16 protein-coding genes and 1 pseudogene are annotated in these 19,807 nt (G+C 44.2%); 4 read left to right on the plus strand and 13 right to left on the minus strand.

Annotated features, from left to right (window positions below):
* Positions 1-21 precede the first annotated feature (21 nt).
* The 13 genes and pseudogenes from FN809_RS00390 to FN809_RS00450 all read right to left on the minus strand — a co-directional run bounded on the left by FN809_RS00390 (position 22) and on the right by FN809_RS00450 (position 10,422).
* Positions 22-651, minus strand: a complete 630-nt coding sequence (locus tag FN809_RS00390; RefSeq protein ID WP_142531502.1) for a MarC family protein — start codon at positions 649-651, stop codon at positions 22-24.
* 93 nt (positions 652-744) lie between these two features.
* Positions 745-1,302 (minus strand): helix-turn-helix domain-containing protein, encoded by a 558-nt coding sequence (locus FN809_RS00395; protein ID WP_142531503.1) that lies wholly within the window; start codon positions 1,300-1,302, stop codon positions 745-747.
* Positions 1,303-1,313: 11 nt separating this feature from the next.
* Positions 1,314-1,523 (minus strand): annotated as a pseudogene (locus FN809_RS17920) (type II toxin-antitoxin system HigB family toxin); the annotation flags it as partial.
* A 240-nt stretch (positions 1,524-1,763) separates the two neighbouring features.
* Entirely contained in the window at positions 1,764-2,600 is an 837-nt protein-coding gene (locus FN809_RS00405; protein WP_221929325.1) for an urease accessory protein UreD, read from the minus strand.
* Positions 2,587-3,207 (minus strand): urease accessory protein UreG, encoded by a 621-nt coding sequence (gene ureG, locus FN809_RS00410; RefSeq protein WP_142531505.1) that lies wholly within the window; start codon positions 3,205-3,207, stop codon positions 2,587-2,589. The genes FN809_RS00405 and ureG overlap by 14 nt, the downstream gene beginning before the upstream one ends.
* A 38-nt stretch (positions 3,208-3,245) precedes the next feature.
* The gene (locus FN809_RS00415) at positions 3,246-3,932 is read right to left on the minus strand and encodes an urease accessory protein UreF (RefSeq protein WP_142531506.1); all 687 of its coding nucleotides are present in this window, start codon (positions 3,930-3,932) and stop codon (positions 3,246-3,248) included.
* Complete coding sequence (locus tag FN809_RS00420) at positions 3,925-4,386, minus strand: urease accessory protein UreE (protein WP_142531507.1); 462 nt, start codon at positions 4,384-4,386, stop codon at positions 3,925-3,927. Before FN809_RS00420 ends, FN809_RS00415 begins: the two co-directional genes overlap by 8 nt.
* 18 nt (positions 4,387-4,404) lie before the next feature.
* A complete protein-coding gene (gene ureC, locus FN809_RS00425) occupies positions 4,405-6,123 on the minus strand; it encodes an urease subunit alpha (RefSeq protein WP_142531508.1) in 1,719 nt (572 codons plus the stop codon).
* Between the two features lie 13 nt (positions 6,124-6,136).
* Positions 6,137-6,451: an urease subunit beta gene (locus tag FN809_RS00430; RefSeq protein ID WP_142531509.1), complete on the minus strand. Its 315-nt coding sequence runs from the start codon at positions 6,449-6,451 to the stop codon at positions 6,137-6,139.
* Positions 6,452-6,481: 30 nt separating this feature from the next.
* Positions 6,482-6,784: an urease subunit gamma gene (locus tag FN809_RS00435; protein WP_142531510.1), complete on the minus strand. Its 303-nt coding sequence runs from the start codon at positions 6,782-6,784 to the stop codon at positions 6,482-6,484.
* 175 nt (positions 6,785-6,959) lie between these two features.
* Entirely contained in the window at positions 6,960-7,979 is a 1,020-nt protein-coding gene (locus FN809_RS00440; protein WP_142531511.1) for a DMT family transporter, read from the minus strand.
* Between the two features lie 510 nt (positions 7,980-8,489).
* Positions 8,490-9,119: a hypothetical protein gene (locus FN809_RS00445; protein ID WP_142531512.1), complete on the minus strand. Its 630-nt coding sequence runs from the start codon at positions 9,117-9,119 to the stop codon at positions 8,490-8,492.
* 331 nt (positions 9,120-9,450) lie between these two features.
* Positions 9,451-10,422 carry an acyl-CoA thioester hydrolase/BAAT C-terminal domain-containing protein gene (locus FN809_RS00450; protein WP_142531513.1) on the minus strand — a complete coding sequence of 324 codons (972 nt, stop codon included), beginning with the start codon at positions 10,420-10,422 and terminating at the stop codon, positions 9,451-9,453.
* 404 nt (positions 10,423-10,826) lie between these two features.
* Between FN809_RS00450 and FN809_RS00455 the strand changes: the two genes are divergently transcribed.
* From FN809_RS00455 to FN809_RS00470, 4 genes are read left to right on the plus strand one after another with little or no spacing between them, the layout of a single operon-like run.
* On the plus strand, positions 10,827-11,129 hold the full coding sequence (locus FN809_RS00455) for a hypothetical protein (protein WP_142531514.1): 303 nt from the start codon (positions 10,827-10,829) through the stop codon (positions 11,127-11,129).
* Between the two features lie 12 nt (positions 11,130-11,141).
* Entirely contained in the window at positions 11,142-12,716 is a 1,575-nt protein-coding gene (locus tag FN809_RS00460; RefSeq protein WP_142531515.1) for a chymotrypsin family serine protease, read from the plus strand.
* 5 nt (positions 12,717-12,721) lie between these two features.
* On the plus strand, positions 12,722-16,189 hold the full coding sequence (locus tag FN809_RS00465; RefSeq protein WP_142531516.1) for a DUF6603 domain-containing protein: 3,468 nt from the start codon (positions 12,722-12,724) through the stop codon (positions 16,187-16,189).
* A complete protein-coding gene (locus tag FN809_RS00470) occupies positions 16,186-19,710 on the plus strand; it encodes a hypothetical protein (RefSeq protein ID WP_142531517.1) in 3,525 nt (1,174 codons plus the stop codon). The genes FN809_RS00465 and FN809_RS00470 overlap by 4 nt, the downstream gene beginning before the upstream one ends.
* Positions 19,711-19,807 lie beyond the last annotated feature (97 nt).

Below are 19,807 nucleotides of genomic sequence, written 5' to 3' on the forward strand. Positions count from 1 at the left end.
ACTGATTGGGCGTAAAAATATTTAAATATCAAATGCCAATTGTATTCCATTTAAAACCATTCCGGTGCCAATAACTGTAATAATTAATCCCATAATCCGGCCAATCACCTTAATTACATTTTTACCAAGTTTTCTAATTATAAGGCCACTCATGCGGAATATTAAAAAGTGAAGCAAACAAATAATACCAAACATCAAAATAACAATTCCCATCTCAATCCATCCTCTTCCCGACACAAAAGTCATTGCAGTAACAATACTACCCGGACCGGCCATGAGCGGTGTAGCAAGAGGCGAAATGGCAACATTCGGATTGAATTTATTTCCTTTTTCACTGTCAGCGTCCTCATGGGGTGTTTTTGAACGCATCATATCAACACCGGCCAAAAAAATTAAAATACCGCCCGCAATTTTAAAAGCAGGTATGGTTAAACCAAAAAGGCTAAAAATTATTTTCCCCAGAATAATGAAGGAAAGAACGATTAGGAAAGCAATCGTTACCGCCTTCCTTTTTACTTCTTTTTTTTGCGCTTTGTTTGCCCCCGCTACAATAGTCATGTACACCGGCAAATTAGCGATGGGATTTATTATTGCGAAAAATCCCATGAAAACGGTAATTGCAAATCCAATGTAAATTGTCAGACTATCCATGATATCTTATTTTAGGAAAGAGGAAAAAAGGAGCAGGACTTCATGCATTTATCGTTTGGTAGCAGAAAGTAAAAAATGCTTGCGTTTTTCAGGTTAATTCAACATCAAGTCTTTCTTTCCCAATCTAAGTTTTGGTTTATTCAATTGAGAGATAGACTTTTTTACTCTTTCCCGAGTTTCATTCTGCAAGTAAGTCGGAATGAGTTTTGTTAAATCAATCCGTAAAACACGATGAATTATTACCAAATCTTTCATTGAAAATTGCGTAACTCCATTAATCAATTCCGACATGTACGACTTTTTATGACCAAGTAAAATTGCCAAGTCGGTTTGGTTCATGTCATAGATTTTTAGTTTTTTTCTGATGGCCTCTTTTCTTTGAGCTATGAATCTTTGTTCAATTTCAACGAGCTGTTCCGCAGTTTCAGCATCGTCAAACTGCTTATCTGTGATATTATCACTATCGGACCAGCTTCTTTCTTCGTAATCCTGAATCAGTTGAAATAACTTGTCATGGAGTGGTTTTAAATCAACGTTTTCCTTGGCAAGTATTCGTAACTTTCGGTCAAGCAACAAGGCTTTTTGTAAATCATATTCGTTATCCAATTGTTGGATATTCTCTATTTCTCTAAAGTCAATTAAGTCTTTCATTTCCACCAATTTTAAATCCAACCATTATCTTTGAGCCACTTCTTAATCGTGTTTCTGTTGTTTTTAAATATCTTTTCGTAATCTTGGTGCGAACCTGTCCAAATAACGCGCGCTCTTTTGTTTTGGTCAAATTCTATCAAAATCATTGTACGATGAACATTTAGGTCGAAGAAATAGAATCCTTCGCTATGAACACAATCTGCATCGGGGCGAGTTTCTTTTAATTCTAACTGTGAATCTCAGCTACTTGTCTGAATGTCATTTATTAACTTCTCGATTGCTTTAATCAACGTAGTATTGTCACGGTTTTTCCGTTTGAATCGTTCAAGTAAACTCTTGTTAATTAAATTCACAATGAATCGTTTTTCACAAAGTTACAAAAGTTCCAATTAATCTTGAACTTTCTAATGCTTTTTCTCGAATTGTTATGTGGCACCGAATTGCTCTAATTGCCCACAACTTTAATATTTCCTCAATGAGCTTGGTGTTTCACCGAACCACTCTTGGCTAATTACTTTGTGGCAAGCCGCAATAACCCTTTGCACATCCTGTGTCATGTTGGCCAACACACGGATTGTAAATCCGGGAATGGTGAGCCGCGAAATTCCTGCGTCGAAATCGCAGGTCTGTTCATGGATGACGGCGTGCAGGCGTTTGATTAAATCATCATCGGTTTTTTGGCCAATAACAATAAGGGTACCCAAATGGGTGTAGTCGCCCATAAAGCCCAATATGTCAATTTGTTGAGCGGCCGGTTCGAGCTTTATATTATCAAATACCACCAACTCATCATCCATATAAATATTGGTTTTGAGTTGGAGCATATCATAGCTGAATGAATTACCCTGGGCCGACCACCCGGGCGTTAGTATATCCGAATAGAGTAAAACAGCTCCCTTTTCCATGTAAATGCTGTCGAACTGTTTGTATCGTGCATTTTCATACCCGATAACAGGATCGGGCATGTATACCAAATAGCTGTTTTTTTCGAGGTGTATCTCCGTTTCCTGATAAGCCGGTTTGTCCGGTGTTTTATAAATCAAAGTGGCCCCGAGGGTGGTAAGTGTTAGTTTAGCATTCTCTCGCACCCGAATTTCGAGGCGGTAGGTGTCGCCATCTAAATAACCACCCCCCACGTTAAGGATATAATAACACAACATTCCCGTTTTTCCGTGGTAAATGGGTCTTTGCACCTTTAGTGCATTATGAAAATAAATATTTTTAGGTACGGATTTACCTCTTCGGTTTTCAATATCCATGTTCAGATAACCGGTCCAGTTAGGTTTAGTCATGAGCATTTAATCCTGTTAACAGCACATTTTTATCAATCCAATTTATAACATCTGATAAGCCTTCGTCTGTTTTTAGGTTGGTAAAGAAAAAAGGCTTGTCGCCCCGGAATGTTTTTGTGTCAGCGGCCATAATATCCAGATTGGCATCCACGTAGGGTGCTAAATCTGTTTTGTTGATGATAAACAAATCGGACCTTATCATGCCTTGTCCTCCTTTTCGGGGAATTTTTTCGCCCTGGGCCACATCAATGATATAGATGGAGAAGTCTACCAGTTCGGGACTAAATGTTGCTGAAAGGTTATCGCCGCCGCTCTCAATAAAAATAAGCTCCACATTGGGATGCCGTTCCTTCAAAATATCAATGGTTTCGGCATTCATCGATATATCTTCGCGAATAGCGGCATGGGGGCAGCCCCCTGTTTCCACTCCAATGATGCGATCTGCCGGTAATACCCCGGTCTTAATTAATATTTTAGCGTCTTCTTTGGTATATATGTCATTGGTAATAACACAAGTTTCTATCCTGCCCTCTAAAGCGCGGGTTATTTTTTCGATAAGCTGGGTTTTTCCCGCTCCAACGGGTCCTCCTATACCAATTTTTATTGGCTCCATATATGTTTTGTTTTTTTAATTCTTGAAATATTAAGGTGTCACGACATAAATATCCTGACATTTACATACTCGTGCTGCATCTGAGCCAGTTCTATACCGGGAGCAATAGTTCCAAAATCAGTTTCTTCTAATTGATTTATGGCTGTTACTGCTTCGTTTAATTTAGGTCGAAAATCAGCAATTATTTTTTGTCCCGAGGTTTGTCCTAATGGTATGGCGCGCACAGCATTTTGCACAAGATTAACTATTGTGGAATACAAATAATACAGCATTGTGCCGTCTCTGGAAATTTTTAAATAATGTCCGGCCAAAGCAAATAGGATGGCCGGATGGGCGAAAGATTTTTTTTGCTGAATACGCTTGCTATACATGGCAATTGTGTCTGAATCGTAAATTTCAGTGGCAATTTTTACCAGTGATCTGCCCATAAATCGTGTTCCTTCGCGGGTTTCGCGCGCCATGTTTTGTATGGTCAGCAGGCGGTCCATTCGCCACACCTCATCCAGTTTACCTTCCTCTAAGGCCTTGTAAACGAGTTTTATGGCCAGACCATCGGAACTGACCATCTGCTCGTTTAAAAACAAGGTCAACCATTGGGAAAAGGTATCCGGATTGTGGACTGTATTAGTTTGTATAAAAGTTTCCAGACCAAAAGAGTGGCTAAATCCCCCACTAGGGAAATTGGAGTCGCACAGTTGAAATAAGGCCAATAAGCTGTTATCCATGGCTATGTGGTCCTGTTGTGTGCCGAAAAGCTTCTGCAACTTTTCTATCCTCCCGTTTAAATGCAATGCCCTTTTCCCTTAGCAAATCTTCTACCAGATAGTCATATTGAACGAGCATTTCATCACCCTCAAACTTTGCGGGCATGTGCCGGTTACCCAACTCATGGGCAATAACGCCCATTTCGCGGATATCTTTGGGTTGTATGGCCAGTATATCGTCCGTTTTTACCTCGATAATAATTAAGTTGACATCGTCCATAAACAAGATATCGCCATCTACCATGTCCTGTGCAACTTTGAGGCGGATACCCATATCCCTGTTATGGTCGGTTTTAACGCGTTGTACCCTTTTAACCAAATCGGCACTGTTTAAGCTGACTTTTTCAATATGGCGTCCCCCAATTTCGGAGGAAGCCATATCGTGAATATTGCCAACGATCTTCTCTATTATCATAATGTTTTTAACTCTTTTTTAAAATAAGAAATAGCGCTGGGTCAAAGGTAATTCTGTAGCCGGTTCGCTGGTCAGGATTTCACCATCTATACTTACTTTATAAGTCTGTGGATCCACCTCTATATTAGGCGTTTCGCAATTGAGCTTTAAATCTTGCTTGGTTAGTTTTCTGATACCATGCACAGGTAACACCATTTTTTGTAAGCCAAGTTCGCCCTTGATATCATTGTCGAAGGCTATTTTGGAAACAAAGGTAGCAGAGCTTTGAGCGCGCGCCTTACCCAGACTGCCAAACATATTACGGAGTAATACCGGTTGCGGGGTAGAGATGGACGCATTGGCATCGCCCATTACGGCTCTTACTATTGAACCGTTTTTTAAAATCATATCCGGTTTAGCACCAAAAAATTTCGGATCCCATAGCACTAAATCGGCCATTTTCCCTACTTCTATGGATCCCACATAATCGCCTATTCCATGTGCAATGGCAGGGTTGATAGTGTATTTGGCGATATATCTTTTTACACGGTTGTTGTCGCTGTATTTGCTGTCGCCCTTCATCGAACCGCGTTGTTTTTTCATTTGATGGGCTACCTGCCAGGTTCGGAGAGCAACTTCTGCAATGCGACCCATGGCCTGAGCATCGGAACTAACGATGCTGAACACGCCCATATCTTGTAATACATCTTCTGCGGCAATTGACTCTGCGCGAATTCTGGAATCGGCAAAGGCCAAGTCTTCGGGAATAGATGGGTTTAGGTTGTGAGCCACCATTACCATGTCTAAATGCTCATCAACGGTATTTACTGTATAGGGCAAGGTTGGGTTGGTGGAGGAGGGTAGGATATTATTAAAACCAGCCGCCTTAATAATATCGGGTGCATGGCCACCACCGGCACCCTCAGAATGATACATGTGTATTACACGGTCGCCAATGGCCTTCATCGTATCTTCAAAAAAACCACTTTCGTTTAAAGTGTCGGCATGTAAGGCCACTTGTACATCAAACTTATCGGCACAGCGTAAAGCGTAATCAATGGCAGAGGGTGTCGACCCCCAATCTTCGTGCACTTTAAGACCAATGGCCCCGGCACGAATTTGTTCTTCCAAGGGAGCCATTGTAGTTGCCTGGCCTTTTCCGGTTATGCCAATATTAACGGGTATTTCCTCAAAAGCTTTTAGCATCGTTTTGATGTGCCATTTGCCCGGTGTGGCGGTTGTAGCTTTGGAGCCATCACTTGGCCCGGCTCCGCCTCCTATTAAGGTTGTAATGCCGTTGTCGAGGGCAACATTGGCTTGATCAGGGTTAATGAAGTGAATGTGTGTATCAACGGCACCGGCGGTAAGAATTTTACCCTCACCCGATATAACATCGGTACCTGCACCTATTTCGATAGTTACACCATCTTGGATATTGGAATTACCTGCTTTCCCTATTCCGGAAATTTTACCATCGCGAATGGCGATGTCTGCTTTGTAAATCCCGGTATAATCAACAATTAAAGCATTTGTAATTAGGGTATCCGGCACATTCGGGTTACCCTCCTGGCTTATTTGGGAATTTTGCCCCATTCCGTCGCGGATTACTTTTCCGCCCCCAAAGGAAACTTCTTCACCGTACGTAGTATGGTCTTTCTCAACTTTTAAAAACAAATTGGTATCGGCCAGTCGGACGGAGTCCCCTGTGGTTGGACCGAACATTTGGGAGTATTGCTCCCTTGACATTTTATAACTCATAATGTTTTGTTTTTTATAAAGATTTTAATGGCCCATCCACTTTATTCTGGAAGCCATATACTTCCCGTCTACCCTTATAATCGATCAAAGCGATTTCTTTTTTATCGCCGGGCTCAAAGCGTACCGACGATCCAGCGGGAAGATCCAATCGTTTGCCGTATGTTTTTTCGCGGTCAAACTCAAGGGCATTATTTACTTCGTAAAAATGATAATGAGAGCCCACTTGAATTGGACGATCACCAGCATTAGTCACCGTTAGCCTGATGGGGTCCGAATCTGCATTACAAATAATGTCTTCTTCTTTTAAAATATACTCACCTGGTATCATATTCGTTTGTCTTTATTCGTTGACCTATATTTAATTAATCGGATTATGTACAGTTACTAATTTTGTACCATCCGGGAAAGTAGGTTCTACCTGTATGTCTGCTATCATTTCGGGGATACCTTCCATCACATCGTCACGCGTTAAAATCTGTGTACCATATTGCATGAGTTCAGCCACGGTTTTACCATCCCGCGCACCTTCCAGTATTTCATCCGTGATAAGTGCCACCGATTCGATATAATTTAACTTTACACCTCTTTTTTTTCTACGGCGGGCTACTTCGGCCGCAACGACAATAAGCAACTTGTCTTTTTCCCTTTCTGTTAATTTCATACCATTTATATTTATTTCAATAAAACACTGAATTGTTATTTTTTGTAATGGACAATATAACTATTTTATGGCTTATTCTCAAAGTGTGTGTGCATTTGTTCAAAATCAAGATTTTACCAATTTGATAGACTTATTAAAGGGGTTAACCAACCTCAATTTTTATTTATATAACTCATTATTTTTTAGCACCACGGAATAAATTCCAAAACACGGTATGTAGGTCATTTTGATAAGCTACAGCAGCCAAAACAATTACAATTCCTATAGCTTGTAGCAAAGATATGGATTCGCCACTGGTATATGGTGCTACAAGAACGGTGGTTATCGGACTTAAAAGCAATAAGCCTGCAACAATTGTAGGGCGTAAATTTACAGAACCTATCTGGACAAACACCCAGGCCATGGCATGACCAACAACGGCCAAAACAATCATCCACCACCAGTTAGCTGCCGTAATCATGTCGCCGGATAACACCTCCGGGTTCATGGGTAATTTCCCATCAATCAAAACACCCTGAGTTACATTCCATCCTTCCGGAGAAATAAATAACATGGTAAATCCTTGAGGGATAAGCTGTGCCAAAAAAACCCACATTAAAGGTTGAACATAGCGACGAGGATTAAAGGTGCCCGACTCTCTACTCATGTATAGATACACGCCATAACAGATCCCGGAGAGAACACCCAATAAAGTACCGACAACCGCAATAGGACGACCATATATAGTTGCAGGTCCTTCTATAGGATCGCCGTCAAAAATCCCACCAGTTAAAATGATACCGAAAATCATGATGGGGACGAGTACCCAAAAGCTTCTTTGAGGCCTGAACTTATCAAATATCATGGCCAGTACCGGCAATACAATAATTTGCAGGTTCAGTAATACGGATGATATACCGGCGCCCACATAAAAAATAGCATAATTCCAGGCCGTCATATCAATCCCAAGAAAAATACCGGCCCCTATTGCCAACGCTAAACCGACCTTGTTAAGGGGGCCGTGTTTTTTCATCTCACGATAAGCAAAAGGGATAAGAACAACAAAGCCTATTAAACAACGTAGGAATGCATTGGTGACCGGCTCAAAATTGGCTTCTTTAACCATTATAGCTGAAAAAGCCAAGGCCAGTATCCCAAGCATTATTATGGTGTAGGCCATTGGTTTACTAAGGGTATTGGTAGTAATGTTAGGCATCGTAGATTTTTTTAAAGTTAAATTTGAGTTGGAGTTTTTTCTTAGAGATAGGTAATATAGTCAATTAATCGAATATTTATGTTTTTTTTTGCTTTTAAATTGCTGAAAAAAAAGGTTAGGGTAGGCAATATCGATCTGCAGATTGTGTTTTATTTTTCAATGCCATAGAGTTGCTGCTCAATTAGATATACGAAGGTGCAATTCTACTAATTAATTAAAAGGGAGACGTAGAGAAATCTTTTCTTATGTTATGTAAACAATGCGCTGCCTCAACTAATTAGCGCACTAATCATTTTGTTAATCATTTTGGTATGTATGAAAACGCGGTCAGCATTAAATAGATGCATCAAAAATAACAAACCTACTTAAGCTACTACTGTATAAAAGAAGGTCGCTAATTATCCAAAAAAAATAGATTACGTAGCACTTTCTCTTCATCGAAGTTGAAATACTCGTTTAATATGTAAGATTGGTGGTTTAAACCAAGTTAGCAGGTGGGCTGCTGAGTTGCTAATTCAATATTTCCATAAATGTTTTTGAGAAATAATAAGGATCGTTTACGGGGTAGGCTTCCGGTTCTTTCTTCCAATCTACTTCAATTTCCGAAATGGCAGAGTTCATCAATAACGAAAATTGCACATCGCTTAATTGGCTGGCCCCTTTAAGAACGGAGAAGTTGTATTTTTTCACGAACTCCATATCAATGTCCTCTGTTAAGGCCAATTCGATAAGCGTACCGTTTTTCGACTTCAAGGTCACTTTCCTACCTGCTTTCATATGACCAAAATAGCGGTAGCTGTCCAACAGGCCTACTTCCCATTGAAAGAACAGCTTGGGCTGCCCATCCACTATCATACATTTAGCTCGTCCCTTTATTTTTCCTTTTATGGGGCCAAAATATTTTACCAGGCGCTTGCTTTCGGCGTAATACAGTTCTTCCAATGGCGATTCGCTTGTCAACCCCTCTTCAATTTCAACATCCACCACTTCTGCCATCTGCACATGTTTTTCTTTTACATATTCCCAGGTACCGTTCTTATAGAGCAACACCGCTTTACCATCTTCTGTGGTTGCTTCAATTTGTGCATTGCCAATAATCGGCAGCACTATCATCATTACTAAGGTTATAATTTTCATCATCCGTATTTTTCAGAAATATAACAAAACAATTTATGTCTGTGCAAAAAAGCATTATTTAAAAAATATACTTTTGTAACAAACCAATATGCACCGCTCATGGATTCAGTAACCGTAACTTGCCCTAAATGCAAAAATACTTTCTCAAAAAAGGATCTGAAACGAAATTGTAGCAATTGCTTTGCTTGCACGGGCTGTGAGGTGTATATCTGCTATAATTGCGGCGGGAGAATCGTGGTAGAGCCTCCCCGGGCCTATAAAAATGGAAAAGGGCAGAAAAATTAAATCTGCACGGCTATTATTTTGCCTATTGTTTAACAGTACTTTTTGTGGTTTATAATTTCCTTATATAATCCAATACTTTTTTTTTCGCATTCAGCCTTGCTTTCTGGTCCCCTTCAATTGTTCCTCCATATTCAAATTCATAGTTTTTACCCGCGATGTTGATTTTACCTGTTCTAACAGTTGACGCTACATCCGGGTTGCTTGAAATCAGGTGTCCGGCATTTTCATATTGTATATTCTCAAAAGTGAATGGGTAGTTACTATCTTTTATCCTTTTTTCTATGCTATCTGCCATTAATGCCGAAGGCCAAACCATATCATCTTTCCCCGACAAAAGTAATATCGGTCCATTAATATTTTCCACCCTAATTGCAGCTCTGCTTACATCATCAGTTTTAGCCAAACCACTTTTCCAATAATCAATTAGTTCGATTCTATTTGATGGGTTACCGGATATTTTGTTCATGGGCACATACGGGATATCGCTACCACTATGTCTCCAACTTGATTTTATTTCATCTGAGCTATAGGGTAGTACGGTATTTGACCAGGCAACCGAACTAGGCGCATAAGCGATAACGCCACTCACCAGCTCAGGGTAGGTGGATGCAATTACCAAGGCTAATTCTGCGTTTCGGGAAGCTCCCATTACAACTATTTTATCAGGCTTAACTTCCGCTTGCAATTTTAACCACTTAATAGCATTTTCAAAATATTCCAGATCGATCTCTTCGGGCAATCTGGGTAAGCCCTCCCTTCCTGTATAAGGCAACGAAAGACCCACATAACCTGATTGTGCAAAAAGTTGTCCCCAATAATCCCCCCAGGCACCACCACCTACTAAAACAATGCATACTGTTCTTTCTGCACTATCTTCTGCAAAATAATTCGCCTGAAAACCCTTATTAAGGATGCCTCTCGGTTTAATTCCATCGAATAAAATACGGTCGGTAATAAAATATCCAACCAATAGGATGGAAAGTATCCCAATCCCAGCAATATACTTTCTGTATTTAATCATATTTTATATTCTACTTTAGAGCCTAATCACCTTTCGACATAAAAATACGAAATTTATTATAGGCTTACTATAACCTTTAAACATTACTTAGCACAAAAAGCTCAGGTGTTTTTTTTGTGGATTTAACAAACATTAACACTAAAAATTTATTGCCACTTCTATAATTGTTATAAATTATATGCTAATAATTACACTTACCTAAATACACTACATATTAATTATCCGCGATTTTTAGTCAACGACCCTGCTTAAACATGTGTTTAAGCCACGCTACAAATATTACAGAGTACACATTTAACATGATTCATTTCACGAACCGCTTTGGCGCTTAGGCAATGAAATTTTTGTTTTTTATATCCACCACCTTGTTGGTACTGACTCTGCAAACTTCAACGCAATGTGCAATGGAAAAACAGTTTTGTGCTGCGATACTAAAAAACGACAAAGCCGCGCTAAAAATTATCCTTGACAAAAAGTTCGATACCATCGATATTAAGGATAACCAGATGGAAAATTTTGAAAGCATTAAAAACTGGCTCGAAGAGTTCAATTGTGTTTCATCGGTCGAAATTGTACCCGGAATGATACGTACCAAACCACCGATTAAAGTTTTTGATGTATATGTTAAGTCCCCCGATGATGTTATCAAAGTAGTGCAGATAAAATTACAAGTATTGCCTGATAAGTTAAGCTATAACCCAAAGTAATACCGCATTGAAATGGATTTGAATAAGCTTTCAGAAAATCAAGACAAGCTGCTTAAAAAGCTGGAAAATGCAAAGCAGCAATTGCTAAAAAACCCACACGTTTTGGCTGTTGGTATCGGTATCAAAGAAACCAACAATCAGTTCACGGATGACATAGCTTTTAGGGTGTTTGTAGCAGAAAAGAAAAGCCTGAAATCGCTCAAAACCGATGAGCTTATCCCCCAAAAAATTGAGGATGTAATTACCGATGTGCTCACCCCCTACAAGGTGACCAACCGTCCGGGTGTTTGCGGCAGCGAGCGCGAGGTAGTTAAAAAATACAGGCCATTACATGCAGGTATTCCCATTAGCCCCGATCCACAGGGATATGGTACCCTGGGATGGTTTGGCACGCTTGATTCCGACGGCTCCACGGTCATGCTCTCTAACTTTCATGTAATGTATGACCCCTTTGTATCGGCCAATACGGTGGATAACACAGAAAAAAAAATAGCACAACCACAGTTAGGGAGAGTATCCAAATGTTGTTGTTGCGAGTGTGGCAGCGATAATGTAATTGGAAAGACCGTACTGGGCGTTTATTCGAGCAGCCCCTTGACCAGTACTGCAGTTGACTGTGCTATTGCAAAAATCGACACCGAGTTTACCTCCGATCTGTCGTTGAACATCACCAACGACTCCACGAGCGAGGTACTTACTGTTTCGGGGACCGCTGCTGCAGTAGTGGGCACAACCGTCCGCAAGATTGGCGCACGTTCCGGTTTCACCACCGGTACAGTGGTACATATCGGCGACACGGCCGTAGAAGCTACCGATCCCGACGGGGCAACCATTGCCATACGAACCGGGCAGGTACTTGTTATCCCGGTGCCCTCGGAGACCTACCAGGTAAAGGACGATACCAACGATTTATGCAAGTTTGCCTTCTCAAACTCAGGCGATTCCGGTTCTGTTATCCTAAACGCATCCAACCAGATTGTCGCTTTACTTTACGGAGGCGACGAGGTGAGCAACTCGGTTGATGTTACCTTTGGCAACAACATCGCCAATGTACTTTCGGCGCTAAGCTCCAACGGCTCTGCCATTACGCTTTCAACAACGCCAAGTGGCTCGGGGTTACGCAGCAGAAAGGCAAGCAGCACATTAGCTGCGAAACCTTCGCCCGGCTCCCTTACGAACAAACTCCAAATAATCCGCGACGCCAACAACGAAAGTCTCTTGTACAAACTGTACGATAAGCACTTTGAGGAAGTCCTGGGCCTGGTAAACGAATGCCGTGCTGTAACACTGGTGTGGCAACGCAATCAAGGGCCGGCTTATGTGGCCGCCATCGCCAGAACGGCCAAAGTAGAAAGCTACAAAGTACCGCTTGAGATAAACGGATCAAGCCGTCAAGAACTGTTGAAAGCCATGCTCCATGCCCTCATCGAAAACGGAAGTGAAAAACTGATAGAAGACCTGCAATTGCACGGTGAAAAGCTGATTGCGACAATGCTCAACGGGATTTCCATATCCGATTTTGCACTTGAATTGCTCAAGGCCGGATATATAGATAATATCCCAAATATATTTAACTCCAAAATTTAGATACAATGCCATCTCCCAATGAAAATACCGGAACGCTCGAGGCCATCTTGATGGGATTGGCTCAGGTAATGGAACCATTAAAGGAAGACCTGAAAGACAACAAGGCCATTGTTCTGTTGGCCCAGTTGGGGCTTGAATTGCCTGATGCCGTAAATGGCGTATCAGGCTTTGCCAATGCGGCTCAAAAAACTTTTACGGCCGCCCGCAAACTCCCCGACCTTGTTCAGGAAGTGATAGATGGTATTGATGCCGGCGATTATAGTAAGATTGGCAATTTGCTCCAGGGCATCATCACAACCGTTAAAGCCATCAAGGATTTGGCCGATGCCATTAAAACACTATCGGGCGTGTCCGGCATTTCACAGGCCGAGCTCAACGAATTTGCCGAAAAGTTGCCGCGAAGGCTCTTTGACTACCTTGTGGTGCGCAACCTCGAAGGCGTTCCCGTATTGCCCGAAGTAATGGAGTTTGTGGGCATCATACAGCGTAACCTCGATAAAATAGGCTCCGGTGGACATAGTAGGGCCGAGATAACCAGATACATCTTCGACATCAACCAAATAGGCAAACTGATCAAATCGCCTAAGGATGTACTTAAAATATTATATCGCTGGGGCGAGAATACCTTTGGCGACAGCGAACTACTCACCGACCTGCAATCTCTATTGGGCAAGGCGGGCGTGCCAGCGGTTGTTGACGATACGGTAAATCCCCCGGTGCTGGACGTGCTGGCGCTGGAAATATCGCCCAAGACCGATGTGCAGCCCTGGGCGCTCAACGTCGGCATTTCCGAAGACATTAATATTGACACCTCAGTTCCTATCAACGATGGTGGTGATTGGAAACTCGAGGCCCTGGCCAAAAGTGACCTGAAAGCCAGCGCGGCCATCATCATTCATCCCGACGGCAATATCGATTTTGACTCCTCGGCTGCCAGCACCGGCGAATATGGCTTGCGCTTTACCGCAGGCAAGGCCGACAACACGCCATTTATTATCTTTGGCGAAGCCGAAGGCTCCAGGCTCGAAGTGGCCAAATTTATCGTTACCGCTTCCGCCGGGTTAAACTTCGACCTGGGCAACTCCGCCAGTGCCGCCTTTAAAGTGTTGGGCGAGATAAAAGGGGGGAAGCTAAAAGTAGATATGTCGCAGGGCGACGGATTCCTGGCCCAGATACTGTCGGGCATTAAAATAGATTCCGATTTTGAGATGGGCTTTGGCTTCGATACCGACGACGGGCTCTTCTTCACTGGAAGCTCCACCCTCGAAATTCAGCTCCCCTCGCATATCGATTTGGGACCCATCGAAATTGACGCCCTCACATTCAGTATCGGGGTGGGAACCGACAGCGGAGAGCTTGAAATACCCATTGGCCTAAGCGCCAATATAAAAGCCGAGCTCGGCCCCATCGCTGCCTCCGTTGAAGGCATTGGCATACTGGGCTTTCTCAGCTTTCCCGACGACAAGACCAACAACAACCTGGGACCCGTCGATTTCGACCTTAAATTTAAACCGCCCAATGGTGTAGGTCTCTCGCTGGATGCCGGTGTGGTGAAAGGCGGCGGTTACCTGTACTTCGATTTTGAACGGGAAGAATATGCCGGCGCACTGGAACTGGTATTCGCCGAATGGATCGCCCTGCGCGCCATCGGTCTGATCACCACCAAAATGCCCGACGGCTCCAAAGGCTTTTCGATGATATTGATTATCACCGTTGAATTTGGTAGCGGCATACAACTCGGATTTGGATTTACCCTACTGGGTGTTGGCGGAATCATCGGTGTAAACCGGATCGTAAACGTGGATCCGTTAAAAGATGGTATCCGGAACGGCTCGGTGGAAAGCGTTATGTTCCCGCAGGATATTATTGCCAACGCGCCGCGTATTATCAGCGACTTGCGTAAGTTTTTCCCTACCATGCAGGATACATTCCTGATTGGTCCGATGGTAAAAATCGGCTGGGGGACACCAAACCTCCTAAGCCTTTCCATGGGGCTCATACTCGAATTCCCCGAAGCCAACATCACCATACTCGGTGTGATAAAAGTGGTGCTGCCCGACGAAGAGGCCGACGTACTGCGTCTGCAGGTCAACTTTATCGGACGCCTGGAACCATCCAACAAATTACTGTGGTTCTATGCCGAATTATATGATAGTCGTGTTTTATTTATCACATTGGAAGGCGGCATGGGACTGTTCGTACATTGGGGCAGCCCGGCTAATTTCGTGGTCAGCGTGGGTGGCTTCCACCCCAGGTACAGTCCGCCACCCTTGCCATTCCCCGCACCGCCCCGTTTGGCGGTCAACATACTGAACACCTCTTATGCCAGGGTACGTATCGAAGCCTACTTTGCCGTAACCTCCAACTCCGTACAGTTCGGGGCTAAGGTAGAGGTGTTTTTTGGGGTGAGTGCTTTTAACATCGACGGTCATCTGGCTTTTGATGCCCTGTTCCAGTTCGATCCGTTCTTCTTCAGCTTCGGATTGTCCATCAGCCTATCCGTAAAAGTATTTGGCATAGGATTGTTCAGCGTAGGCTTTAGCGGCATACTCGAAGGGCCAACACCCTGGCACATCGCCGGGAAAGGCAAGATCAGCCTGCTGTTCTTCAAAATCAAGGTGCCCTTCAGTGCAACCTGGGGCGACGAGGAAAACACCAAGCTCGACCCCATTGTGGTGTTCCCATTATTAGAGAAAGAGTTGAACGCCCTTACCAACTGGGAAGCCAAACTGCCTTCTACAAGCCATATATCAGTTACGCTGCGCCAGCTTGGCGCAGGCGATAGCGATCAATTGGTGCTGCATCCCGTAGGCAAGCTGCAGATAAGCCAGCGCAAGGTGCCGTTGAATTTTAAAATTAACAAGGTGGGCAACCAAAAGCCCTCCGACACCAATAAGCTGTTTGTTAAAGCACAAATCCAGGGCGGAAGCACTTTAGCGGCTACCCCGGTCAAGGAAGAGTTTGCCATAGGCCAATATACAGAGCTGGATGATTCCAAACGATTGTCGAGCCCCGGATACGAGCCGCTGGAAAGTGGATTGGAAGTGGCTGTGGAAGGCGATCAGATGAAGACCAGCATGGCCACTAAGCGGGTTATTCGTTACGAAACGAACATCATCGACAATAACTTTAAAAAGTTCATCCGTCGTCCGTTCTATCTCTATTTCCGAACTGGTTTTTCACTGTTGTTCAATTTGTTGTTCGGTCATTTTCTGAAAGGAAGTGCAGTTGCCCAAGCTGCTGTATCTATGCAAAGCAAAAAACGCATGCAGCCTTTCGACGAAAAGATAACGGTAGCACCCAATGAATATTCAGTAGCTTTTAACGAGGACAACACCTCGGTGGATCCAACAATGTCGTTCAGCAGTCAGGCTATGGCCAATCAATTTATGAACGAACAGATACAAAATAACCCGGCCATGGCCAGTCAAATACATGTGATTCCGAACACCGAAATAAACTTTGTAGTATGAGCAATATAGCCACATATACGTTTATCCCTTGGGTAAGAGAGGGTATAGCCAACCAAATGGGCGGACAATCAGGCGTGCGCGCAACCATTCCGGTGGAATTAAAAGTGAGCGGCGATGCCGTGGAGGGGGGAACGGTAAACCGTCCGTCCATCCTCAAAGACATTGAAATTTATGGTCCGGGCGATATCACAGGGCTGGATGCCAAGACCATCATCAAGGTGGATCCGGAACCCAACCTGTCGAATTTTGAGCCCAACTATTTGCCGTACATCGATTTTTACGACGAGGATCTGCCGTGGCGTTATTCCCCGGTCAGTCCATCGGGTCACCGCTTGTCTCCCTGGATTATGCTGGTGGTACTAAAAGACAGCGAATTCGACAACGGAAAAAACATAAAGGACAGGCCTTTGCCTTACCTGGTGCCTAAAGCAGGTGCCAAACTCCCTCCCCCTTCTCAACTATGGGCATGGGCCCATGTACATATTAACAAAGACTTGTTAGGGCAGGATTCCGAAGACAAGGAAATAGTGCGATCCACAAATGCCTCCCAAATTCAAACCGAACTGGTGAGCACCCTAAAGGCCAATCCCGACAACGGCTTTTCCCGCATTCTTTGTCCGCGCAAATTAGAGCCCAATGTAAACTACCATGCTTTTCTGGTTCCTTCGTTTGAGAGCGGCCGTTTGGCCGGTATCGGCAAAGACCCTTCCACTGCCGCGGCGCACGATACGCCGGCCTGGTCCGATTCCGTGCTGCCCATCGAGCTGCCCTATTATCACCGCTGGGCCTTTAATACGGGCAGCAAAGGCGATTTTGAATACCTGGTACGTCTGCTTAAGCCACAGCCGGTTGACAAACGGGTGGGCACAAGGGATATGGACGTACAAAAACCCGGTGCCAACATCAAAGGTATTATCGATGCACCCGATGCCACCGAGGAGCAAAAATTGGGCGGCATATTAAAACTGGGCGGTGCCCTAAGAATTCCGGATATTTTTTACGACAAGGATTCCGACGATTACAAAGACGTGATCAAATACCGCAACTGGGCTACCCTGAACGGTACACAAGCCTATCCGCATCCCTTCCAATCCGATTTGGCATCGTTTATCAACCTGACCGATGCTTACGAGGAAGAAAGTGCACTGGATGCCAACAGCAATGCCAACATCACGGAAGAGCAGGTGGCCACCGACAAGGAAAACGAATTTGGGTACGACCAAAACCCCGATCCGCTGATCACGGCCCCTCTGTATGCTCGTTGGCACGCGCTGACCAAACGCTTGTTAAAAGCCCGCGATGGCGCCAACCTGTCGCCCAACGACAACTGGGTTCACGAGCTCAACTTGGATCCCCGGTGGCGCTCGGCAGCCGGTTTCGGCACCAAGGTGGTACAGGAAAACCAGGAAGACTACATGCAAGCGGCATGGGAGCAAGTAGGCGACATTCTGGCCTCGAACAAAAGAATCAGATATGCGCAGTATGCCAAAGAGGTGAGCCATGTGTGGTACGATACCCATTTAGGCAGCGTACAAGCTTCTTCGCCCGACAAATGGCTGAGCGTTTCGGCACCTATGCACAAAAGGATTTTAAAAGACGTGACCTACCAAGAGGGCGAGCAGACCACCATAAAAAAAGCCACCGCCTTTTACGAGGTTAAACAAAGCAATGTCCCTCAGGTAGCTTTGTCCACTTCGTTTCGTAAATTCATGCGCCCGCGCGGGATACTGATGAAACGATTTACATTCGACGATAAAATAACCCCCAACAACATTGTTACTCGCATCAACAATAAAGAGGTAAGTGCAGCCCCACCGCGCATCGCACCACCGTCGCTCAACGAGCACGAGAAATTGGCCGAGGAAGTCAAGCCCACCAATATACCCGGTTTTCTTGAGGATTTGATTAAAAAATATGAATGGCTCAAGTGGGTGCCTTTCGCCATCGCACTTTTGCTCATCATCATATTCTATTTTATCCTGGGCACCAATGTTCCCTATTACGCTACCATTGTAGCCATCATAGGAGCCATGTTCTATCTGTTCCGACTGCTCAACAAATGGGATCGCAGCATGGATGGGGCCGAAGTGGTTGCGCCCGAAAACAAAACACCCGAAAGCGTTGACGACTGGCCCAAGCGACCGGATTTCAAGATATCTATAGACGGAAGCTACTCATCAACACGCGTGGGCATCAGGGACAGCAAGGAAGCCGAGTCTTTTAAAATAGCCATAAAAGATTCGTATGAGATTATTCAGGAATCCATCAGAGAAAGTATTCCTACCGTAAAGCCGGCCTTGAATATTACAGAAGTAAACGCTACGGTATATGCACGCCTGACTCCCCAGGTAACGATCCCCAATTGGATTTGGGGCAGCATTTTGATCCCTGACAGGATAAAAGCCCAATTAAAAGAAACTTTTGTGGAGGCGATGGCCTATCCCGAAATTGATTTACCCATGTACAAGCCCCTGGTGGGTTATTCATCGGAACTGTTTTTGCCCAACATCAATTTTATATCCCAAAACAGCATATCCCTGTTGGAAACCAATCAACCTTTTATTGAATCTTACATGGTGGGATTGAACCATGAGTTTGCACGTGAACTCCTTTGGCGCGAATACCCCACCGATCAGCGGGGCAGCTATTTCAGGCAGTTCTGGGAAGCCATCGGTTTTTTGGACAGGGACAACATGGATGCCGAAGCCCTGAAAGAAAAATTGAGGGATATCCCACCCCTGCACCTATGGAGTAAATACAGCGATCTGGGCGATCACGACCACCGCGAAGAACCCGGCGACAACGAGGAAGAAGTGGTACTGGTGATCCGCGGCGAGCTGCTCAAGAAATATCCCAATGCCGTTATCTATGCCCATAAAGCGGTTTGGAGAAACGCTGACGGTGACCCCGTGACCAATGCCGCCGATAAAGACAGCATCGACCCCAAACAAGAACGCGATCTGTGGCCATTGACCCCGGCTCAAGAAGCCAATCCACCGGCCGACATCGTAAAAACGCCTCTGTACGAAGCCAAAGTCAACCCCGACATCCATTTCTTCGGGTTCGACCTGACTACCTGCAAGGCCAAGGGCGGAACCGGTAAAGAGAGCATCCCCGTTGATCCACGGTGCGCCAGCAAAGGCATCACCTGGGACGATCCGGGCTGGTTCTTCGTCATCAAAGAAAGACCCGGCGAGCCACGCTTTGGCTTGGATATAGGCGGCGACACGAGCAACGTGGAAAGCGGAAAGGTTGAATTATGGAATGATTTGAGCTGGAACGATATTACACCTCCGGTGCCCAGCGGCGAGTTTATCCAAATCAACAACCAAACCGCCACCATCACAGCCGATCAGGCATTGGAACTGCCCGAAGACAAGGAAAAAGAAGACCAACAAGACGAAGATAAAGGCATAACCTGGAGCAAGGACATGAGCTCGGCAGAGCTGGCGTACATACTTTATCAGGTGCCTGTTTTGGTGGCGGTTCATGCTACCGAGATGTTGCCGGATGTAGATTAAATAGAGTCTGCCTATAAAGTCAACTACTTCGTTATGCTTATCATAAAAACAGTCATTTACAAAAGTAAACTCCTTGATTTTTATGATTTCACAAGCC

Source organism: Saccharicrinis carchari (assembly GCF_900182605.1).
Classification (GTDB): Bacteria; Bacteroidota; Bacteroidia; order Bacteroidales; family Marinilabiliaceae; genus Saccharicrinis; species Saccharicrinis carchari.